Annotated in this window: 15 protein-coding genes and 2 other RNA genes; 6 read left to right on the top strand and 11 right to left on the bottom strand. The window is 62.3% G+C overall.

Annotated features, from left to right (window positions below; all coding sequences use genetic code 11):
- Nucleotides 1-304: 304 nt before the first annotated feature.
- Nucleotides 305-1,636: an MATE family efflux transporter gene (locus ACT8X9_RS06885; RefSeq protein WP_444268519.1), complete on the bottom strand. Its 1,332-nt coding sequence runs from the start codon at nt 1,634-1,636 to the stop codon at nt 305-307.
- 361 nt (nt 1,637-1,997) lie between these two features.
- Here ACT8X9_RS06885 and yfcE point away from each other — a divergent pair, with 361 nt between their 5' ends.
- The 3 genes from yfcE (at nt 1,998) to ACT8X9_RS06870 (ending at nt 3,928) form a co-directional block, all read left to right on the top strand.
- Nucleotides 1,998-2,546, top strand: a complete 549-nt coding sequence (gene yfcE, locus ACT8X9_RS06880) for a phosphodiesterase (protein WP_444268518.1) — start codon at nt 1,998-2,000, stop codon at nt 2,544-2,546.
- Between the two features lie 103 nt (nt 2,547-2,649).
- Nucleotides 2,650-2,907 (top strand): heavy-metal-associated domain-containing protein, encoded by a 258-nt coding sequence (locus ACT8X9_RS06875; protein WP_444268517.1) that lies wholly within the window; start codon nt 2,650-2,652, stop codon nt 2,905-2,907.
- A 46-nt stretch (nt 2,908-2,953) separates the two neighbouring features.
- Entirely contained in the window at nt 2,954-3,928 is a 975-nt protein-coding gene (locus tag ACT8X9_RS06870) for a ketopantoate reductase family protein (protein WP_444268516.1), read from the top strand.
- Between the two features lie 148 nt (nt 3,929-4,076).
- On the opposite strand, the gene ACT8X9_RS06865 is transcribed toward ACT8X9_RS06870, so the two are convergent.
- From ACT8X9_RS06865 to ACT8X9_RS06855, 3 genes are all read right to left on the bottom strand, one after another.
- Complete coding sequence (locus ACT8X9_RS06865; RefSeq protein ID WP_444268515.1) at nt 4,077-6,563, bottom strand: ATP-dependent DNA helicase; 2,487 nt, start codon at nt 6,561-6,563, stop codon at nt 4,077-4,079.
- Nucleotides 6,564-6,600: 37 nt separating this feature from the next.
- Nucleotides 6,601-7,692 (bottom strand): hypothetical protein, encoded by a 1,092-nt coding sequence (locus tag ACT8X9_RS06860; protein ID WP_444268514.1) that lies wholly within the window; start codon nt 7,690-7,692, stop codon nt 6,601-6,603.
- A 66-nt stretch (nt 7,693-7,758) separates the two neighbouring features.
- Nucleotides 7,759-8,325, bottom strand: coding sequence for a uracil-DNA glycosylase (locus ACT8X9_RS06855; protein WP_227621450.1), 567 nt, complete (start codon nt 8,323-8,325; stop codon nt 7,759-7,761).
- Between the two features lie 188 nt (nt 8,326-8,513).
- Between ACT8X9_RS06855 and pta the strand changes: the two genes are divergently transcribed.
- The 3 genes from pta (at nt 8,514) to ACT8X9_RS06840 (ending at nt 11,617) form a co-directional block, all read left to right on the top strand.
- Nucleotides 8,514-9,539 (top strand): phosphate acetyltransferase, encoded by a 1,026-nt coding sequence (gene pta / locus ACT8X9_RS06850; protein WP_227621451.1) that lies wholly within the window; start codon nt 8,514-8,516, stop codon nt 9,537-9,539.
- Between the two features lie 140 nt (nt 9,540-9,679).
- Nucleotides 9,680-10,987 carry a hypothetical protein gene (locus tag ACT8X9_RS06845; RefSeq protein ID WP_444268513.1) on the top strand — a complete coding sequence of 436 codons (1,308 nt, stop codon included), beginning with the start codon at nt 9,680-9,682 and terminating at the stop codon, nt 10,985-10,987.
- Nucleotides 10,988-11,014: 27 nt separating this feature from the next.
- On the top strand, nt 11,015-11,617 hold the full coding sequence (locus ACT8X9_RS06840) for a hypothetical protein (protein WP_444268512.1): 603 nt from the start codon (nt 11,015-11,017) through the stop codon (nt 11,615-11,617).
- Nucleotides 11,618-11,716: 99 nt separating this feature from the next.
- On the opposite strand, the gene ssrA is transcribed toward ACT8X9_RS06840, so the two are convergent.
- The 7 genes from ssrA to ACT8X9_RS06805 all read right to left on the bottom strand — a co-directional run.
- Nucleotides 11,717-12,065, bottom strand: a transfer-messenger RNA (tmRNA) gene (gene ssrA / locus ACT8X9_RS06835).
- A 66-nt stretch (nt 12,066-12,131) separates the two neighbouring features.
- A complete protein-coding gene (gene smpB, locus ACT8X9_RS06830; protein ID WP_227621454.1) occupies nt 12,132-12,614 on the bottom strand; it encodes an SsrA-binding protein SmpB in 483 nt (160 codons plus the stop codon).
- A 112-nt stretch (nt 12,615-12,726) separates the two neighbouring features.
- A complete protein-coding gene (recR, locus tag ACT8X9_RS06825; RefSeq protein WP_227621455.1) occupies nt 12,727-13,326 on the bottom strand; it encodes a recombination mediator RecR in 600 nt (199 codons plus the stop codon).
- Nucleotides 13,327-13,341: 15 nt separating this feature from the next.
- Nucleotides 13,342-13,680 (bottom strand): YbaB/EbfC family nucleoid-associated protein, encoded by a 339-nt coding sequence (locus ACT8X9_RS06820; protein ID WP_015563753.1) that lies wholly within the window; start codon nt 13,678-13,680, stop codon nt 13,342-13,344.
- 165 nt (nt 13,681-13,845) lie between these two features.
- Entirely contained in the window at nt 13,846-15,702 is a 1,857-nt protein-coding gene (dnaX, locus tag ACT8X9_RS06815; protein WP_444268511.1) for a DNA polymerase III subunit gamma/tau, read from the bottom strand.
- Nucleotides 15,703-15,781: 79 nt separating this feature from the next.
- An RNA gene (ffs, locus tag ACT8X9_RS06810) (signal recognition particle sRNA small type) lies at nt 15,782-15,881 on the bottom strand.
- A gap of 97 nt (nt 15,882-15,978) precedes the next feature.
- Nucleotides 15,979-16,386 (bottom strand): sigma-70 family RNA polymerase sigma factor (locus ACT8X9_RS06805; RefSeq protein ID WP_444268510.1); only part of this gene is annotated, 408 nt, incomplete at its 5' end.

Raw genomic sequence — 16,386 nt, 5'->3', positions numbered from 1 at the left:
GTGCCCTGCTACAGAGATTCACAACAGCTTGACATGGGATATTGTCCCGAAGCTGCTGCCCTCTGTAGCGGGGCACTATCTTTTATGCCATATTGAACTTCCAGCGGTCAGCGCAGAGTTGCCCGGCACGCCAGTGGCTCCCCCTCTGGGGGCAACGGCGACGACCGCCGCCAGCGGCGGAAACCGGGAGGAGCTGTTGGGGCAGCGGCCAGCAGGATGCAAGCGACAGTGAAGCAGACGCTGGGAGCCGCAACCCGGCCTTGGCGCGTCAGCGACTGAGAGGGCAAGGATGCTATAGGGCAGGTCACTTCTTGGAGACGCCCCTCCGGTACACCGCGAACGCGATGATGGCCGACAGCACCTCGGTGACCCAGAAAGCGTGCCAGACGCCGGTGGGGCCGAGCTGGCGGCAGAGCAGCCACGCCAGCGGCATGATGAAGAGGATGTAGCGGCAGAGGGAGATGACCAGCGAGGCCATGCCCTTACCCAGACCTTCCAGCGCGCCGGAGGAGGTGGTGGACACCGAGGACACCACGAAGCCGAGGCAGATGATGCGCAGGGCCGTCTGGCCGATGGCGATGGTCTCGGGGTTCGAGGAGAAGAGGCCGATGAGGGGCGCGGAGGCAGCCATGCAGATGACCGTGCCCGCCGCCATGATGACGGTGCTCATGCCGAGGGTGAGCTGGTAGAGCTTCGCTACTCGGGCGTGCTCCTTCGCGCCGTAGTTGTAGCTGATGAGGGGGCGCATCCCCTGCACGATGCCGCTGACGGGCAGGTAAAGGAAGGTCTGGAGCTTGTAGTAGATGCCCAGCACCACCACATAGCTCTCGGAGAAGGCGGCCAGCAGGTCGTTCAGGAAGGTGACCAGCAGGGAGGGCAGAGCCAGATTCAGGATAGCAGGCACGCCGATGGCATAGAGGCGTCCTTCCAGCGAGGCGTCGGGCCGCAGGGCATTCCGGCGCAGGCGGACGGGCGATGCAGTGGTGCAGTAGACCACGAGGTAGAGGACGAGGGTGACGGTCTGACCGATGCCGGTGGCCAGCGCTGCACCGGCGATGCCCAGCGCGGGCACCGGGCCGAGGCCGAAGATGAGGATGGGGTCCAGCAGGATATTGCACACGCAGCCCGAGATGAGGGCGAGCATGGTGAGCTTCATCCGGCCCACAGCCTGAAAGATCTTCTCGAAGGCGAGGCTGGCCATGTTCACGATGGCAAAGAAGAAGACGATGGCGGAATAGGTGACGCCCATCGAGACGATGGTGCTGTCGGCGGTGAACCGGGCGAGGAAGCCGGGCATGATGGCCGTGGCCAGCAGGGTGCACAGGAGGCCGTGGAGCACCGAGAGGGCCATGCCGTGGGTGGCGGCTGCATCGGCCTTGTCATGGTCGCCTGCGCCCCGGTAGAGGGCGACAAGGGCGTTGATGCCCACGCCGAAGCCGATGGCGACAGCGTTCACGAAGTTCTGGATGGGGAACACGAGGGAGAGAGCCGTCATGGCCTGCTCATTGATCTGGGCCACGAAGAGGCTGTCCACGATGTTGTACAGCGAGTTCACCAGCATGGAGATGACGTTGGGCAGGGCCATGGACACGAGGAGCGGGAAGACGGGCTTTGTCTTCATAAAGGTATCGTTCATAGGGGGTAAAAGCTTCCTTTCCTGAAAATTCCGCACAAGAAAAGCCACACAACGGCGGCTTTGAAGCGGGCCATTGTGTGGCGAAAAGTAGCAAGATCTATGCTGTAAAAATCCACACGGGTTTTATGAAGAGGGTGCAAAGAAACACGGTGCATCGACGACAGCGGCGTTACGGGACGCCGCCGGACAGCACCGGGACGCGGGCCGGAAGGAAAACCGGAAAAGCGGCCTTCCGACCGGCCTGCGATAGGATACCACGAAACGGAGAGATTGTCAAGTCAAAAGTATGACTTTTCACAAAAGACTTCTCAAGCGTCCATTTCGTGGTACAATGGAGCCAAACGAGAACGGAGGGAACGGAATGAAATGGATGATCGCATCCGACCTGCACGGGTCGGCGTACTATGGTAAAAGGATGGTGGAGGCTTTCGAGCGGGAGGGGGCCGGGCGGCTGCTCCTGCTGGGGGATCTGCTCTATCACGGCCCCCGGAACGACCTGCCCCGGGACTATGCGCCCAAGGAGGTCATCCCGATGTTGAACAGCCTGAAGAACAGGCTTTGCTGTGTCCGAGGCAACTGCGATGCCGAGGTGGATCAGATGGTGCTGGACTTTCCGGTGATGGCGGATTACTGCATCCTCCCGGCGGGCGAAAAGCTCATCTACGCCACCCACGGGCATATCTATAACTTAAAGAACCTGCCGCCGCTGGCCGAGGGGGACATCCTGCTCCACGGCCACACTCATGTCCCGGCGTGGACGGAGTTCGGGCAGGGAAACGTCTACCTCAACCCCGGCTCCCTGAGCATCCCGAAGGAAAACAGTCCCCACAGCTACATGACGCTGGAGGACGGCGTATTTTATTGGAAAGACGTAGATACGGGAGAAATATACCACACCCGTGTACTGTGAGCGGCGGTCTGTCCGCAGGCACTTGCAATTAGCATACCAGTGTGGTATGATGAAAATGAAAAACGCCCGGTGGGCGCGATCTGGGAGCAGGAGGTACGGACCAATGGTGCAGACGACGCTGAAAGTGAACGGGATGATGTGCGGGATGTGCGAGAGCCACATCAACGATGTGGTGCGCAAGACCGCGCAGGTGGAGAAGGTCACTTCTTCCCACACCAAGGGCGAGACGGTCATCGTCTCGGCCCAGCCGCTGGACATCGAAGCCCTGAAGGCTGCCATCGCAGCCACCGGCTACACGGTGACTGGCGCGGAGGAAAGGCCCTACGAGAAAAAGGGTTTCTTCTCGTTTTTGAAGCACTGAGGACTTCCGGCCCCGGGAGGGGGCCTGCGAAAGGAGGCAGGCAGAGATGAGGATACTGGTCTATGGTGCAGGGGTGCAGGGCTGTGAACTGGCCCACCGTCTGCTGCAGAACAAGAAGAATGTCGTCACCATGCTGGCGCGGGGTGAGTGGAAGGAAAGGCTCGACCAAAGGGGCCTCGTGATCCGCCACTGGGCGCAGTGCCGCACCACGGTGGACCGGGTGACGACCATCGACACGCTGGCCCCGGGCGACTGCTACGACCTCGTTTTTGTGGCGGTGCAGGCCGGGCAGCTGCCCGATGTGCTGCCCATCCTCAAGCAGAATAAGAGCGAGTACTTCGTCTTTGTGGGCAACGACCCCCACGCGGTGGAGGTCATGCAGGCCATGCAGCGCCCGGCGGACAAGGTCGCGTTCGGTTTTCAGAGCAGCGGCGGACACCGGGATGTGGATAAGGTGGTCAGCGCCCATGTCGGCGTGGATATGACTGTCGGCGGGGCCACAGCACCCCTTTCGGGCGTCTTCCGCTACCGCCTCAAGACTGCCTTCGAGGGCGCAAGGTACAAGCTGAACTTTGTCAGCGACATGGACGCATGGCTCAAGTGCCACATCGCCCTCATCCTGCCGGCCTGTTATCTCTGCTACGCCTGCAAGGGCGACCTCTCCAAGGCCACCAAGGAGCAGCGGGAGCTGGTTCTCAATGCCGCGTGGGAGGGCTGCGAGATGCTCAAGGCCGCGCACATCCCGGTGGACGACAAGGAGAACACCGACTGCTACCGCGCCGGGACTTCCGGACGCCGGAAGATGGACGCCATGCTGCTGGCCATCTGCAAGACCCCGCTGGGCCGTCTCTGCGTCTCCGACCACGCGATGCACGCCGTGGCCGAGATGCAGTACCTCGACGAGGCCTTCGAGGGCCTCCGCGCCCAGACACAGACCCGGATGACCGCATGGGATACCCTGCGCGGGCAGATGCCCTCGTGGGACATCATGCGGAAGAGAACGGCAAAAACAAGACGATGATATGATGAAAAAAGAGGCAGACGCCTTTCGTCTGCCTCTTTTTATTTTGGCGGCTCACGGTCAGGCCGTCCTTCGTCCAACCTCTCAGACGCTTCGCGCCAGCTCCCCTTGTAGGGGAGGTGGCACGCCGTAGGCGTGACGGAGAGGTTTAGTCCTTCCAAAAAGCTTCCAGTTTCTTCTTTAAGTCCTCCGTATCCCGCAGATACTCCAGCTGCCGCCAATGCTTCGGGAAAAGGCGGGCATATTCGCTCTGGGCAAAGCGGTCATCCAAGAGCAGCACAACGCCTTTATCTTCCTGTGTCCGGATGACCCGCCCGGCGGCCTGAAGGACCTTGTTCATCCCGGGCCAGCGGTAGGCGTAGTCGAAGCCTGCGCCGTTCTGGGCGTCGTAATAGCGGCGGAGCATCTCCTGCCGGGGGCTGACCTGCGGCAGGCCCACGCCCACGATGGCACAGCCGATGAGCCGGTCGCCTGTGAGGTCCACCCCCTCACCGAAGATGCCTCCCATGACCCCGAAGCCCAGCAGCGTCTTTTCCGGGCAGGGCGAGAACCGCCCGAGAAAGGCCGCCCGCCCGGCGTCGTCCAGCCCGCTTTCCTGCATCAGCGTGTCGATGCCGGGGTAGCGGGCGGTGAAGTCCTCCCACACCTGACGCAGATAGGCATAGCTGGGGAAAAAGGCCAGATAGTTGCCCCTCCGGCCGGAGGCCAGCGCCGCGAGGGCGTCCGAGATGGGCTGGATGCTGGCCTCCCGCTGGCGGTAGCGTGTGGAGATGGAGGGCAGGCAGTAAAGCCCGAGATTCTCAGGAGGGAAAGGGCTTTCCAAAGCCACGGCCCGGGCCTCGGGGCAGCCGAGGACGGTGCGGTAATAGCCCGGCGGCGTCAGGGTAGCGCTGAACAGGGCAGCGGCCCGCCCCGTCGAGAGGCTTGCGTCCACGAAGGGGGAGGGGTCGAGACAGAGCAGCTGCAGTTCCAGCTCGCTGCCCCGGGCGGTGAGCTGGGTGGAAAAGTGCTCATCGTACCGCTCCGCTGCCCGCAGGACATCCTGAACCTCGAAATAGAGGTCCAGAAGAGCTGTGTGGCCCTCGGCGTCGTCGGAGTCGTCCTCCAGCCAGTCCTGCAAAGGGGCCGTCAGCGCCCGCAGAGGCGCCAGCAGGGCCGAGGGCAGCTCTTTGCAGAACACCGTGCCGTCCTGCGCATAGTCGGCGGCAGGCAGCGCGAGCGTGGGCGTCTCCGCCTGTTCCAGAAGAGAGGTCTGGCCGCTGCCGTCCTCTCCGGGGGCAGCGCTGCCCCGCCGGGGCGCGAGGGCGCAGACGGCTTTCCGGCCCTCCAGAAAGGCTTTGTCGGCCTTGGTGAGGGCCGTTTTAAGAGCACTCCTGCCCCGGCCGAGGGCGCGCTTGGCCTCGGTAAGGCTGCTCTTGCAAAAGCAGGCGGAGTACATGGCGCGGGCACGCTCGGGCAGGTTGTGGGCCTCATCCACGAGGAAGAGCCAGTCGCCCGCGCTGTCAAAGAACCGCCGCAGGTGCACCACTGGGTCGAAGAGGTAGTTGTAGTCCCCGATGATGACGTCACACCACTCGCTCAGGTCCAGCCCCAGCTCGAAGGGGCAGACCGTGAACTGCCGCGCAGCATCGGCCAGCGCGGCCCGGTCGAAGCAGCCGCTGCCCTCGTCCAGAAGGGCTTGCAGGGCGGTGTTCACCCGGTCGTAGTAGCCGTTGGCGTAGGGGCAAAGCTCGGGCAGGCAGGCGGGATGGCCCTCGGCGTCCGGGTGGAGGCAGACCTTCTCCTTGGCCGTCAGGGTCACGCTCCGGAGCGCCAGCCCCGGGGCAGCCGCCCGCAGCCGCGCCACGGCGTCCTCGGCGGCAGACTGCGTGGTATTGCGGGCCGTGAGGTAGAACAGCTTCTCGCCGCAGCCGGTGCCGATGGCCCGCAGGGCGGGGAAGAGGACGCTCATGGTCTTGCCGATGCCGGTGGGGGCCTGACAGAAGAGCCGGACGCCCGCCTTCGAGGGTGCAGCGGTGCAGGCGCGGTAGACCTCGCCTGCCAGCGCCCGTTGCCCGGGCCGGTAGGCCGGAAAAGGGAAGGCCAGCGCCGAGAGGCTCTCGCTCCGGCGCTCCTTCCACGCCAGCTGGCGCTGCGCCCAAGGGGCGTACTGCCCGAGAAGGTCTTGCAGGAAGGCTTCCAGCTCCTCGAGGGTGAAATGCCGCAGGAAGCGGAAGACTTCATCGGTATCGATCTGATAGTATGTGAGTCGGACGTCCAGCCGGTCCAGCCTCTGCTGACGGCCATAGAGCGCCCCGTAGACCATCCCCTGTGCCCAGTGGCAGGGGTTCATGTCCTCTGCGATGGCATCGGCAGGGACGGCGGTGGTCTTGATCTCGTCGATGACCGTCACCCCTGCCTCGTCGGAAAAGATGCCGTCAGCCCGCCCCTCGATGGTGAAGGTGATGCCCGACACTTCCCGCTCACCGGAGAGGAAAACTTCGGCGGCATAGCCCTCGCCCGCCGCCTTTTGCAGCCTGCGGTGGATGCGCGCGCCCTCGTTGGCGCGGTCAAAGCCGGTGAAGCGGCTGTCGATGCTGCCGGTGCGGAGCAGAAATTCCACCAGCTGACGAACAGGCAGACGAAACGCGGGCATAGGGGTCACTTCCTTTTATTTATCTAATATTATTAAACTACTCCAGCCCCAGCATCTCGGCGCATTGGACGGCGGCTGCGTCCACTCGGTCGAAGTCTACGGCGGCGCGGTAGTAGGTCTCAAGCTCATCATGACAGGCCTTGGCCTGCGCCATCAGGTCGGCAGCCTGCTCAAGAAGCTCGGCGGCGGCCCGCTCGTTGAAGCGGAGACGGGCGCGGTAGCCCGCCAGATTCTCCCGGTCCACGAAGCGGGTGCACCGGACGGCCTGCACACCGGGCAGCTGGACGGGATGCCACCGGTTGTCGGTGAGGAAAGCCAGCCGGAGGGCCGGGATGAAGAGATGGTCGATCTTGTCTTCGGGGTGCATGGCGCAGGGGCAGGTGATGATGTGGTAGCCCCGGGCCAGCGCCTCGGCCCGGATAAGCTCCAGCAGCAGCCGGGAGACGGCCCCGCAGTCGTCGTGGAAGACCACATACCGGTCGGCCAGCGCCTGCACCGTCCCCCGGTAGAACACCGGGCCTTTGGGGGTGATGGCCGACAGCAGCCGCAGCTCCTCACCGGCCTCGGCTCCGTCGGGCAGGCGGGGGAGGAGCCGGGCACAGAGCCGCTTGACGTACCGACGCACCTTTTCGAAGTTGGCGCTGCAGGCCTCGGCCCGGCGGCTGTCCAGCAGCAGGCTTCCTGCCGAGGCGATATACCGTGCGGCCCGGCTGCGGAGGGCGGCATTCTGGGCAAAGAGGTGCTTCACCTCATCGGCGTGGGCGCGGAGGGCGTCGGCGTCCAGCGTGTGGTACAGGCTCACCACCTGCTCTTCTGCGCCCGGGGCGTCCGGCTCCAGAACGTGGGGCGCGGTGGCGTCCACGATGGCAGCGCGCTTGTCGAGGAAGATGACGCCGTCCAGACTGTCGGGGTCGCTGGCGCAGTGGATGCGCTGGATGGGTTCGCCCTTCTGCTCGGCCTTGAGGGCCAGCCGCTTCATCAGAGTCGATTTGCCGCAGCCCGGCCCGCTTTTGATGAGATACATCTGCATCCCCGGTTCCCGCCGCAGAGGCTCAAAATACCCTTTGAACCCGGCGGGGGTGGTGGTCCCTAAGAAGAAATCGATCGAATCGCTGCGTACAGCACTCATATCTTAACACCTCACTTTTGTCTTAGGGTATGCAAAAGGGGAGGAAAAAGTGAGGGAGAGGCTTAATCAGTAGGTATGCACACACACCTCGCCGATCTTATCCCGCAGCGCCACGAAGTCGCCGAAGGCCTCGGGCTTGTTCTGGGGCTGGCGGAGAAGGGCAGCGGGATGGAAGGTGCCCATGAAGAGGACGCCGTTTTTCTCGATGAAGGTGCCGTGCTCCTTCGTCACCGAGAAGTCGGGGCGGATCATCCGCTGGGCAGCGATGCGGCCCAGACAGACCACGATCTTGGGCCGCAGCAGGCGGAACTGCTCCCGCAGCCACGGCATACAGGCCTCGCTCTCGGCGGGCAGAGGGTCGCGGTTCTGGGGCGGGCGGCATTTGACGATGTTGGCGATGTAGCAGTTGGAGGCGCGGTCGAGGTCGATGGCAAAGAGGTATTTGTCCAGCAGCTGGCCGCTGCGGCCCACGAAGGGCAGGCCCTGCTCGTCCTCGCTCTGGCCGGGGCCTTCGCCCACGAACAAGACCTCGGCGTTCTCCACACCCTGCCCGAACACGACGCTGCGGCGGGTAGTGTGCAGCGGGCAGCGCTGGCAGGCGAGGCAGTCGGTTTTCAATGTTTCCCAATCCATAAGCGCAGTATTCTCCTATTAATTAAATGACATTTTCTTAACAAATTATCGCCGGATTTCTTCTTTAAAATATACCACAAAATTCAAGATTTGTCTTGAAGTTTTCTGACTCTGTGCTAGAATAAAAAGGAAGGGCACACCTGTGGTGCCCGGGAATAATTGCAAAGTAATTTCGGAGGTAATCAATAATGGCTGATATGTTTGCACCCCTGGTAGCCCAGCTGAAGGCAAACCCCAAGACGATCGTTTTCACTGAGGGCAATGACCCCCGCATCCTGGAGGCCGCAAGCAAGCTGCTGGCTGAGGGCGTGCTGAAGGTCGTCATGGTCGGCAACGAGGCAGAGTGCAAGGCTGCTGCCGCTGCGGGCAACTTTGATATTTCCGCTGCTGAGATCATCGACCCGGAGAACTACGCCGGTTTCGATGAGATGGTCAATACGATGGTCGAGCTGCGCAAGGGCAAGCAGAGCGCAGAGGAGTGCACAGCCCTGCTGAAGAAGTCCAACTACTTCGGCACCATGCTGGTCAAGATGGGCAAGGCAGACTGCCTGCTGGGCGGCGCCACCTACTCTACCGCCGATACCATCCGTCCCGCTCTGCAGCTGGTCAAGACCAAGAAGGGCGCTCATCTGGTCAGCTCCTGCTTCATTCTGGACCGTGACTGCGGCGAAGAGGGCCTGAAGCGCATCGCTATGGGCGACTGCGCCGTCAATATCGACTACACCGATACCGTCGATAAGGCGACCGGCGAGGTCAAGGTCACTGCTGCCGCCAAGCTGGCTGAGGTCGCTGTTGAGACCGCTAAGACCGCAAAGCTGTTCGGCATCGACCCGAAGGTCGCTGTCCTGAGCTTCTCCACCAAGGGCTCCGGCAAGGGCGGCACCGTCGCTCTGAGCCATGACGCTGTCATCAAGGCTCAGGAGATGGATCCCGAGCTGGCTGTGGACGGCGAGCTGCAGTTCGACGCAGCCGTTGCTCCCGAGGTCGCACAGGTCAAGTGCAAGGGCAGCAAGGTCGCTGGTCAGGCCAACACCTTCATCTTCCCCTGCATCGAGGCCGGCAACATCGGCTATAAGATCGCACAGCGTCTGGGCGGCTACGCTGCCTACGGCCCCATCCTGCAGGGCCTGAACGCTCCCATCAATGACCTGTCCCGTGGCTGCAACGCCGACGAGGTCTACAAGATGAGCCTCATCACCGCCTGCCAGTCCTGAGCTGACGCACGGATGAACTGAAAATTTCCGAAAGGGCCGCTGCCGCATCTCGCGGGCAGCGGCCCTTTTGCTGTACATCCGACCCGGTTTATGATAAAATAAAGGAAAGAATATCCCCCAGATAAGGAGAAAAATCGAAGGTGAGAAGAAAGGCTCTGTCCCTTGGCCTCGCAGCGGTGCTGCTTCTGTGCGGCGGTACACAGAAAAACGAAAGGACGGCCGCAGCCTTGGTGCAGGCTGCGGCCGCCTCCACCATCCAGAGCAGCACAGCAAGCCCGGAAAGCGGCAGCATCACGCCGGAACAGTTCGGGGCGAGGGGCGATGGCAGGGCAGACGACCAGCAGGCGTTGGAGTCCGCGATGCAGTGTGCCAGCGCCGCCGGTCTGCCCCTCGAGCTGACGGAGGGGGCGGTCTACCGCTTTTCCTCCCAGCTTGAGCTGCCCAGCGGCCTGACCATCCGGGGCGATGGGGCTGTTCTGCTCAGCGACATCCAGTATGAGACGCTGGGGCAGGACCGCCCGGCCGTCGGCATCATCGGAAGATCCAATGAGGACTGCGCACACGACATCCGGCTGGAAAATGTCACCTTCCGGGCGGCGGACAGCTGCCAGAGCAACTGCCTGTTCTGGGTGATGCGCGCCTGCAATGTGGAAGTCGTGGACTGTACCTTCGACTGCCAGCCCAACGACTGGTGCCGGGGCGCTGCCGACCTGTACGGGGTCAATGAGAACATCCGCTTCGAGGGCTGCGTATTCCGCCAGCTGACGGGCGGCACGGCAGGCGGCATCTGGGTGCGCAACTGGACGGATCAGGCAGAGAGCCGGAATATCCGTTTTGAGGACTGTGATTTTTACAAGTCCGGTGCAGACGAGGTCTTAGCCGTCTGGGGCTGGGGCGGCGCTGTGCGGGAGGTCGTCCTCTCGGGCTGTGGCTTTTATGAGACAGAGACGGAGGAGAGTCTGGCGGCAGGCAACCGTCCGGTGTGGTTCATCACACTGGGGCAGAGCGGCATCACCGATGTGCGGATGGAGCACTGCACCATTTGGGCGGACCGCTGCGAGGTCATCTTCCACATGGTGGGCGACAAGACCCATGCCGTCGTGGACAACTGCGACATCACCCTGAACCAGCCGGACGATGTGGCCGGGCATGACATCAGAAAGAGCGCGAATCCCATGCTGGCGCAGGGCAATGGCCGCGCCGACGGCAGTACGGTCATCCAGAACAGCCGTATTGTCCTGAGCGGCGACGATGGGCGGCGCATCAGCTATCGACTCAGCGCCCTGAAGGATAATACGCTGGAAGTTTCCCTCGGGCACGGCATCGCCAGCACCAGCGAGGTCAGCGGCAATACCATCCGGGGACGGATACAGCATAAGATCTTTGAGGACTGCTCCAACGTGTGGAATAATCATGTAAATGTGCGGAGATTCTCACTTCCGGGATGAACCGCTTATAAAAAAGGAGGTCTTATCATGAGAAGAAAATTCATGGCGGCGGCTGCATCGGGGGTTCTGGCCCTGACGATGACAGCGGCTCTGCCCACCATCCATGCGGCAGCGGTGAGCATCTGGAACGACATTACCCCGGGAACGGAGAGCGTAGAGACGTTCCAGTACAAGGACTATGCCGACCGCTATTCGGACGCCTACGAGCTTTACGGCTACGACGCCGAGGCGTTGTTCGACCACTATGAGACGGTTGGCAAGGCCGAAGGGCGGGTAGGACGATTCAAGAAAACGGCGGAAGAAGATGATCGGCATCCCTATGTGTGGGACGCCGATGAGCCGTTGGATCCGCTGCCGCCTCTGGAATTTTCCGCGCAGCCGGATTGGTTCGATACCCGTACCCTCCCGGAGAACCTGTCCAACATTCGTATCGTAAAGGAATACGAGCAGCTGGAAGCCTTTATCGAGAGAGATGAATGGATCGGGGACCCTGTTCTGGTGCGGAAGTCAGAACTCCTGACTGAGATGAGCAGTCGTGTCCGGAATTACGAAGGCCGACGCGGCGGTGCCGACTATCTCCGTGCCATCAGTCAGGACATCGACGTATTGCTTGACTTCATGGGATTATGATATAGTATAAAAAGAAGAAGAGCCTCACTGCAAAACAGCGAGGCTCTTTTCTGTTGGCAGAGCACAGTACGAAAATACAGGGTTCGTCTGGCTCTTGTTTGGTGGAGGCGATGGGAGTCGAACCCATGTCCGAAAAGAGTTCAGCGTAGGTGTCTCCGGGTGCAGGCGATCTATAACATTCCCTCCGCGTCACGCCGGTCGTCAGGCTAACGCTTCAGTAGCTTCATGAGTTCCTGCCGGTCCGCAAAGCTTAGGTCCGTTCAGGTGCTGTGTCTAAAGGACGCCCCGGCCCCACACGACACAAGAGTGGGCGGAACGCGCAGCACTCAGGCTGCGAGCAACTGATAATTATTGTTGTCAGTTAATTTTTTGGAGGAGTTTAGAGCAGTTCCCCCACTGCTACCCGCTGCCCAGGCCTCGCTCCCCCCGTCGAAACCTTTACGCCCCCATAAAGCGCATGTCGCCATGCGCAGAAAGCTTGGTTTTCCGGGCAGGAATGCTGCCTGAAAGAGATCTAGTAGAATTTGCCGTTGGACTTCACAGCCCGGTCGATGGAGCGCTTGGCGTCACGCTTGGCGGCGTCGGCACGCTTGTCGTAGAGCTTTTTGCCCTTGCACAGGCCGACCTCCATCTTGACGCGGCCATGCTTGAAGTAGAGGGAGAGGGGAACAAGGGTGTAGCCCTGCAGTTTGCACTGCTGGTGCAGCCGCCGGATCTCGGTCTTGTGGGCCAGCAGCCGCCGCACCCGCAGAGGATCCTGATTGAAGATGTTGCCGTGGTCGTAGGGAGTGATATGCATCCCCTTGACCAGAAGCTCGCCGTCCTCAATATCGACCCAGCTGTCCTTCAGGTTGACGCCGCCCGCACGCAGGCTCTTGACCTCGGTGCCCTTCAGTTCAACGCCGGTCTCCAGCGCTTCGAGCACGAAGTACTCGTGGCGCGCCTCGCGGTTTGTGGCGATGGTTTTGGTCGCCGGACGTTCCTTGGTAGGTGCCATGAAGCGCGCCTCCTTTCCTTGACTTCTTACTGTCCTGTCATTATATCACATTTTGCTGGATTTTCAAGAGCGATTTTTGAAGAGACTGTTAATGTTCTCTAAAATCCGCCTGTTACAGCTCGTCGCGGCCGGAGAGGGCGCGGTAAAGCGTCGTCTCATCGGTATACTCGAGGCTGCCACCCACGGGCAGGCCGTAGGCCAAACGGGTCGTCTTGATGCCGAGGGGCTTGATGAGCTTGGCCAGATACATGGCGGTAGCCTCCCCCTCGACGGTGGGATTCATGGCCATGATGACCTCCTTCACTTCGCCGCTGCCCAGCCGGGCCAGAAGCTCTTTCACCGAGAGCTGCTCGGCACCGATGCCGTCCATCGGGCTGATGAGGCCATGGAGGACGTGGTAGAGGCCGTGATACTCCCGGGTGCGCTCAAAGGCCTGCACGTCGCGGGGGGTCTCCACCACACAGATGGTGGAGCGGTCCCGCTTGGCGCTGGAGCAGATGGGGCAAAGCTCCGCCTCGGTGTAGTTCTGGCAGACGCGGCAGCGGTGGAGCCGGGTGTGGGCGTTCTGGATGGCCTCGGCCAGCGCCGTGGCGTCGGCGTCCGACATGCTCAGCACCTGATAGGCCATCCGGGTCGCGCCCTTGCGGCCGATGCCCGGAAACTGGCTGAATTGCTCGATGAGCTTTTCCAGCGGCGCTGCGGTGTAACCCATGCGTATCCCTCCCGCTTAGAGGCCGGGGATGTTCAGGCCGCCGGTCAGCTTGCCCATTTCGGCCTCGGCGGTCTCGTCCACCTGCTTGACGGTAGCGTTGACGGCTGCGGCCACCAGATCTTCCAGCATCTCGATGTCGTCGGGGTCAACGGCCTCGGGCTTGATGGTGATGCCGAGGATCTCGTGCTTGCCGTTCATCCGGACCGTGACCATCTCGCCGGAGGCGCTGCCGGTGTACTCGGCAGCTTCCAGCTCGGCCTGCTTGGCCTTCATGTCATCCTGCATCTTCTGAGCCTGACGCATCAGGGCGTTCATATCGGGGCGGCCAAATCCTGCGGGCATTCTTGCTTTCATAGTTTGTGTTCTCCTTGTTTGTTCGTTTTATTTTTAGCGGCCTCGCCCTCTCCGTCCGCTTCGCGGCCACCTCTCCCAAAAGGAGAGGCTTTGCCTTGCGGTTTCGCTTTTGGCTCTCCCTTTGGGAGAGCTGTCACCGTTAGGTGACTGAGAGAGCAAGCCATTTTAGCGCTTCTTTTTCGTGCTATCCTCGATGCTCACCTCAAGGCCCAGCTTTTCCAGTGCGTGGAGGGACTGCTCGGCGTTGGAGGTGTGCTTCACGGCGGTGCGGGGTTCGTAGGGGCCGATGGGCACCGCGACGCCCGACACCTGCGCGATGAGCTTTTTGATGAGGCGCTGACTGTCCTTGTTTACCCGGATGAAGTCCCGGAAGGTCTTGCCGCCGTCGATGAGCACCCGGGTGCCGTCGAAGTAAGCCTTCGACTTGCGCAGGTAGCTGTGGAGCATAGGGTCCTTCTCCTGTAAGAGCTTGACGACCTCGCTCCACTGTTCGAAGGGGTTGATGCCCTCTGCGGCCACCTTTCGGGGGCGGCTGAAAGCCGGGTCGGCGGTGTATTCCGGAGCCGGTGCTGTGGGAGCAGAAGCCTCAGCAGGCGTTTCCTCCGGGAGGGGTGCTGTGACCGGCGCGGTCGGTTCATCCCACGGCAGGGGTGCACTCTCTGCCACCGGCGGCTCGTCGGGCGGGGGCGGAAGCTCTTCTTCTGCGGGCGCGGGAGCCGGTTCCTCGGGAACCGAAACGGGGGAGACCGCTGGCTCTTCCGGTGCAGACGTCGGTTCTGCGGCGGGCGCAGGGAGAGGCTCCTGCACAGCAGGCGGGGGCGTCACGGGCGTACTCACAAAGGGCTGCGGCGCGGGTTGTGCCGGGGCCGAGACAAAGGGCCGGACGACCGGTGCTGCAGGAGCCGCAGCCTGCACGGATACTGCTGCTGCGGGGGCGGTCTGCGGCGGCTCAGAGAGGGTGAAGAGGGCCAGCTCCAGCTCGATGCGCTGGTCGCTGCCCCGGGTCATGTGCTCGAGGGCATTGCCCAGCGTGCGGATGGCCCGGACGGCCTCCCGCTGGCCCAGCTGAGGGCCTTTTTCAAGGTACTGCATTTCCTCCTCGGGCGAGACGCCGGACAGCAGGCTCTGCCCGCCGGGCAGAGCCGCCAGCATCAGAGCGCGGTAGTGGGCGATCAGCTCTTCGGTCAGACGCTTCACATCCACCGACTGCTGCCGCAGCGCGGCCAGCTGGGCCAGAGCAGACGCACCGTCCTGCGCTTCCAGCGCATCCGAGATGCGGAACAGGTAGCTCCGGTCGGTGACGCCAGCCATCCGGCGGACCACGTCGGCGTCGATCTTTGCCGTGACGCCGGCGCAGGTGTCAAGGATGGAGAGGGCGTCGCGCATGGCACCGTCGGCCAGCCGGGAGATCAGCTCTGCGCCGTCGGTGGTCAGTTCCAGCCCCTCCTGCCCGGCAATGTACTCGACCCGCTGTGCGATGTCCTCCGGCCCGATGCGGGTGAAGTCGTATCGCTGGCAGCGGGAGAGGATGGTGGCCGGGACCTTCTGGATCTCCGTCGTGGCGAGGATGAAGATGACGTGGGCAGGCGGCTCTTCCAGCGTCTTCAGCAGGGCGTTGAAAGCCGCTGTGGACAGCATGTGCACCTCATCGATGATGTATACCTTATAATGGCAGGCGCTGGGGGTATAGGCTGTTTCGTCCCGCAGGTCGCGGATGTCGTCCACGCCGTTGTTGGAGGCAGCGTCCATTTCCACCACATCGAGGATGCTGCCATTGTCGATGCCTTTGCAGATCTCGCACTCGCCGCAGGGGTCGCCATCCTTGGGATGGAGGCAGTTGACCGCCTTGGCAAAGATCTTGGCGCAGGTGGTCTTGCCGGTGCCGCGCACGCCGGTGAAAAGGTAGGCGTGGCCCACGCGGCCCGACGCCACCTGATTGCGCAGTGCTGTGACGATGCCGCGCTGTGCGACGACGTCCTCGAACCGCTGAGGTCTCCATTTGCGGTATAATGCGCGATACATCGGCGATCCCCTCCTGTCGATAATAAAAAATCGGACAGCGCTGACGGGGTTTGACCCCCGCCTTGCGTAACTCGGCATACGGATGCAGGCTGACTGAAACGCACGGGGCGCGCCGCTTAAGGCTGCTTGGTTCCCCACCTGACCTGGTTCACTGCGGCTCCATCGTACAGGACCCACATCCGTATGCCGAACCACGCAGCAGGCGCTGTCCGACAAGACACACGGTTCGTGTGCTTTAATATTGTACCACAGTTCAGGGAGGAATGCAAGAGGGAGTCAGTCCTGCTCCCAACCGGCCCGCAAAAGCTCCAGAGCATGGGTCTCAAGGCGGGAAACATAGCTCCGGCTGATCTGGAGCAGCTTTGCCGTTTCCAGCTGGGTCAGCGGCGGCTGCCCCGCCAGACCATACCTTAATAATAGAAGCTTCCGCTCCCGGGCGGGCAGGCCCTCGATGAGGCGGCGGAGGCGCTGGGCATCCTCCTGCCTTTCGCAGCTCTCCTCCATGCAGAAGCCATCCTGCAGCACATCAGCGAGGGTGAGGGCGGAATCCTCTTTTCCGGCTTCCAGCGTTTCTTGGAGCGAGAGAGTGGGGGCGTTTTTCCGCTCCCGCCGGAAGTGCATCCGAAGCTCATTCTCAATGCATCGGCTGGCGTAAGTCGAAAATCTGGCCCGGCGGGTGGAGTC

Source organism: Faecalibacterium sp. (assembly GCF_052358865.1).
In the GTDB taxonomy this organism is placed as follows: domain Bacteria; phylum Bacillota; class Clostridia; order Oscillospirales; family Ruminococcaceae; genus Faecalibacterium; species Faecalibacterium butyricigenerans.
Note: the sequence above shows the minus strand (reverse complement) of the source record. Positions and strands in the feature narration are given on the sequence as shown.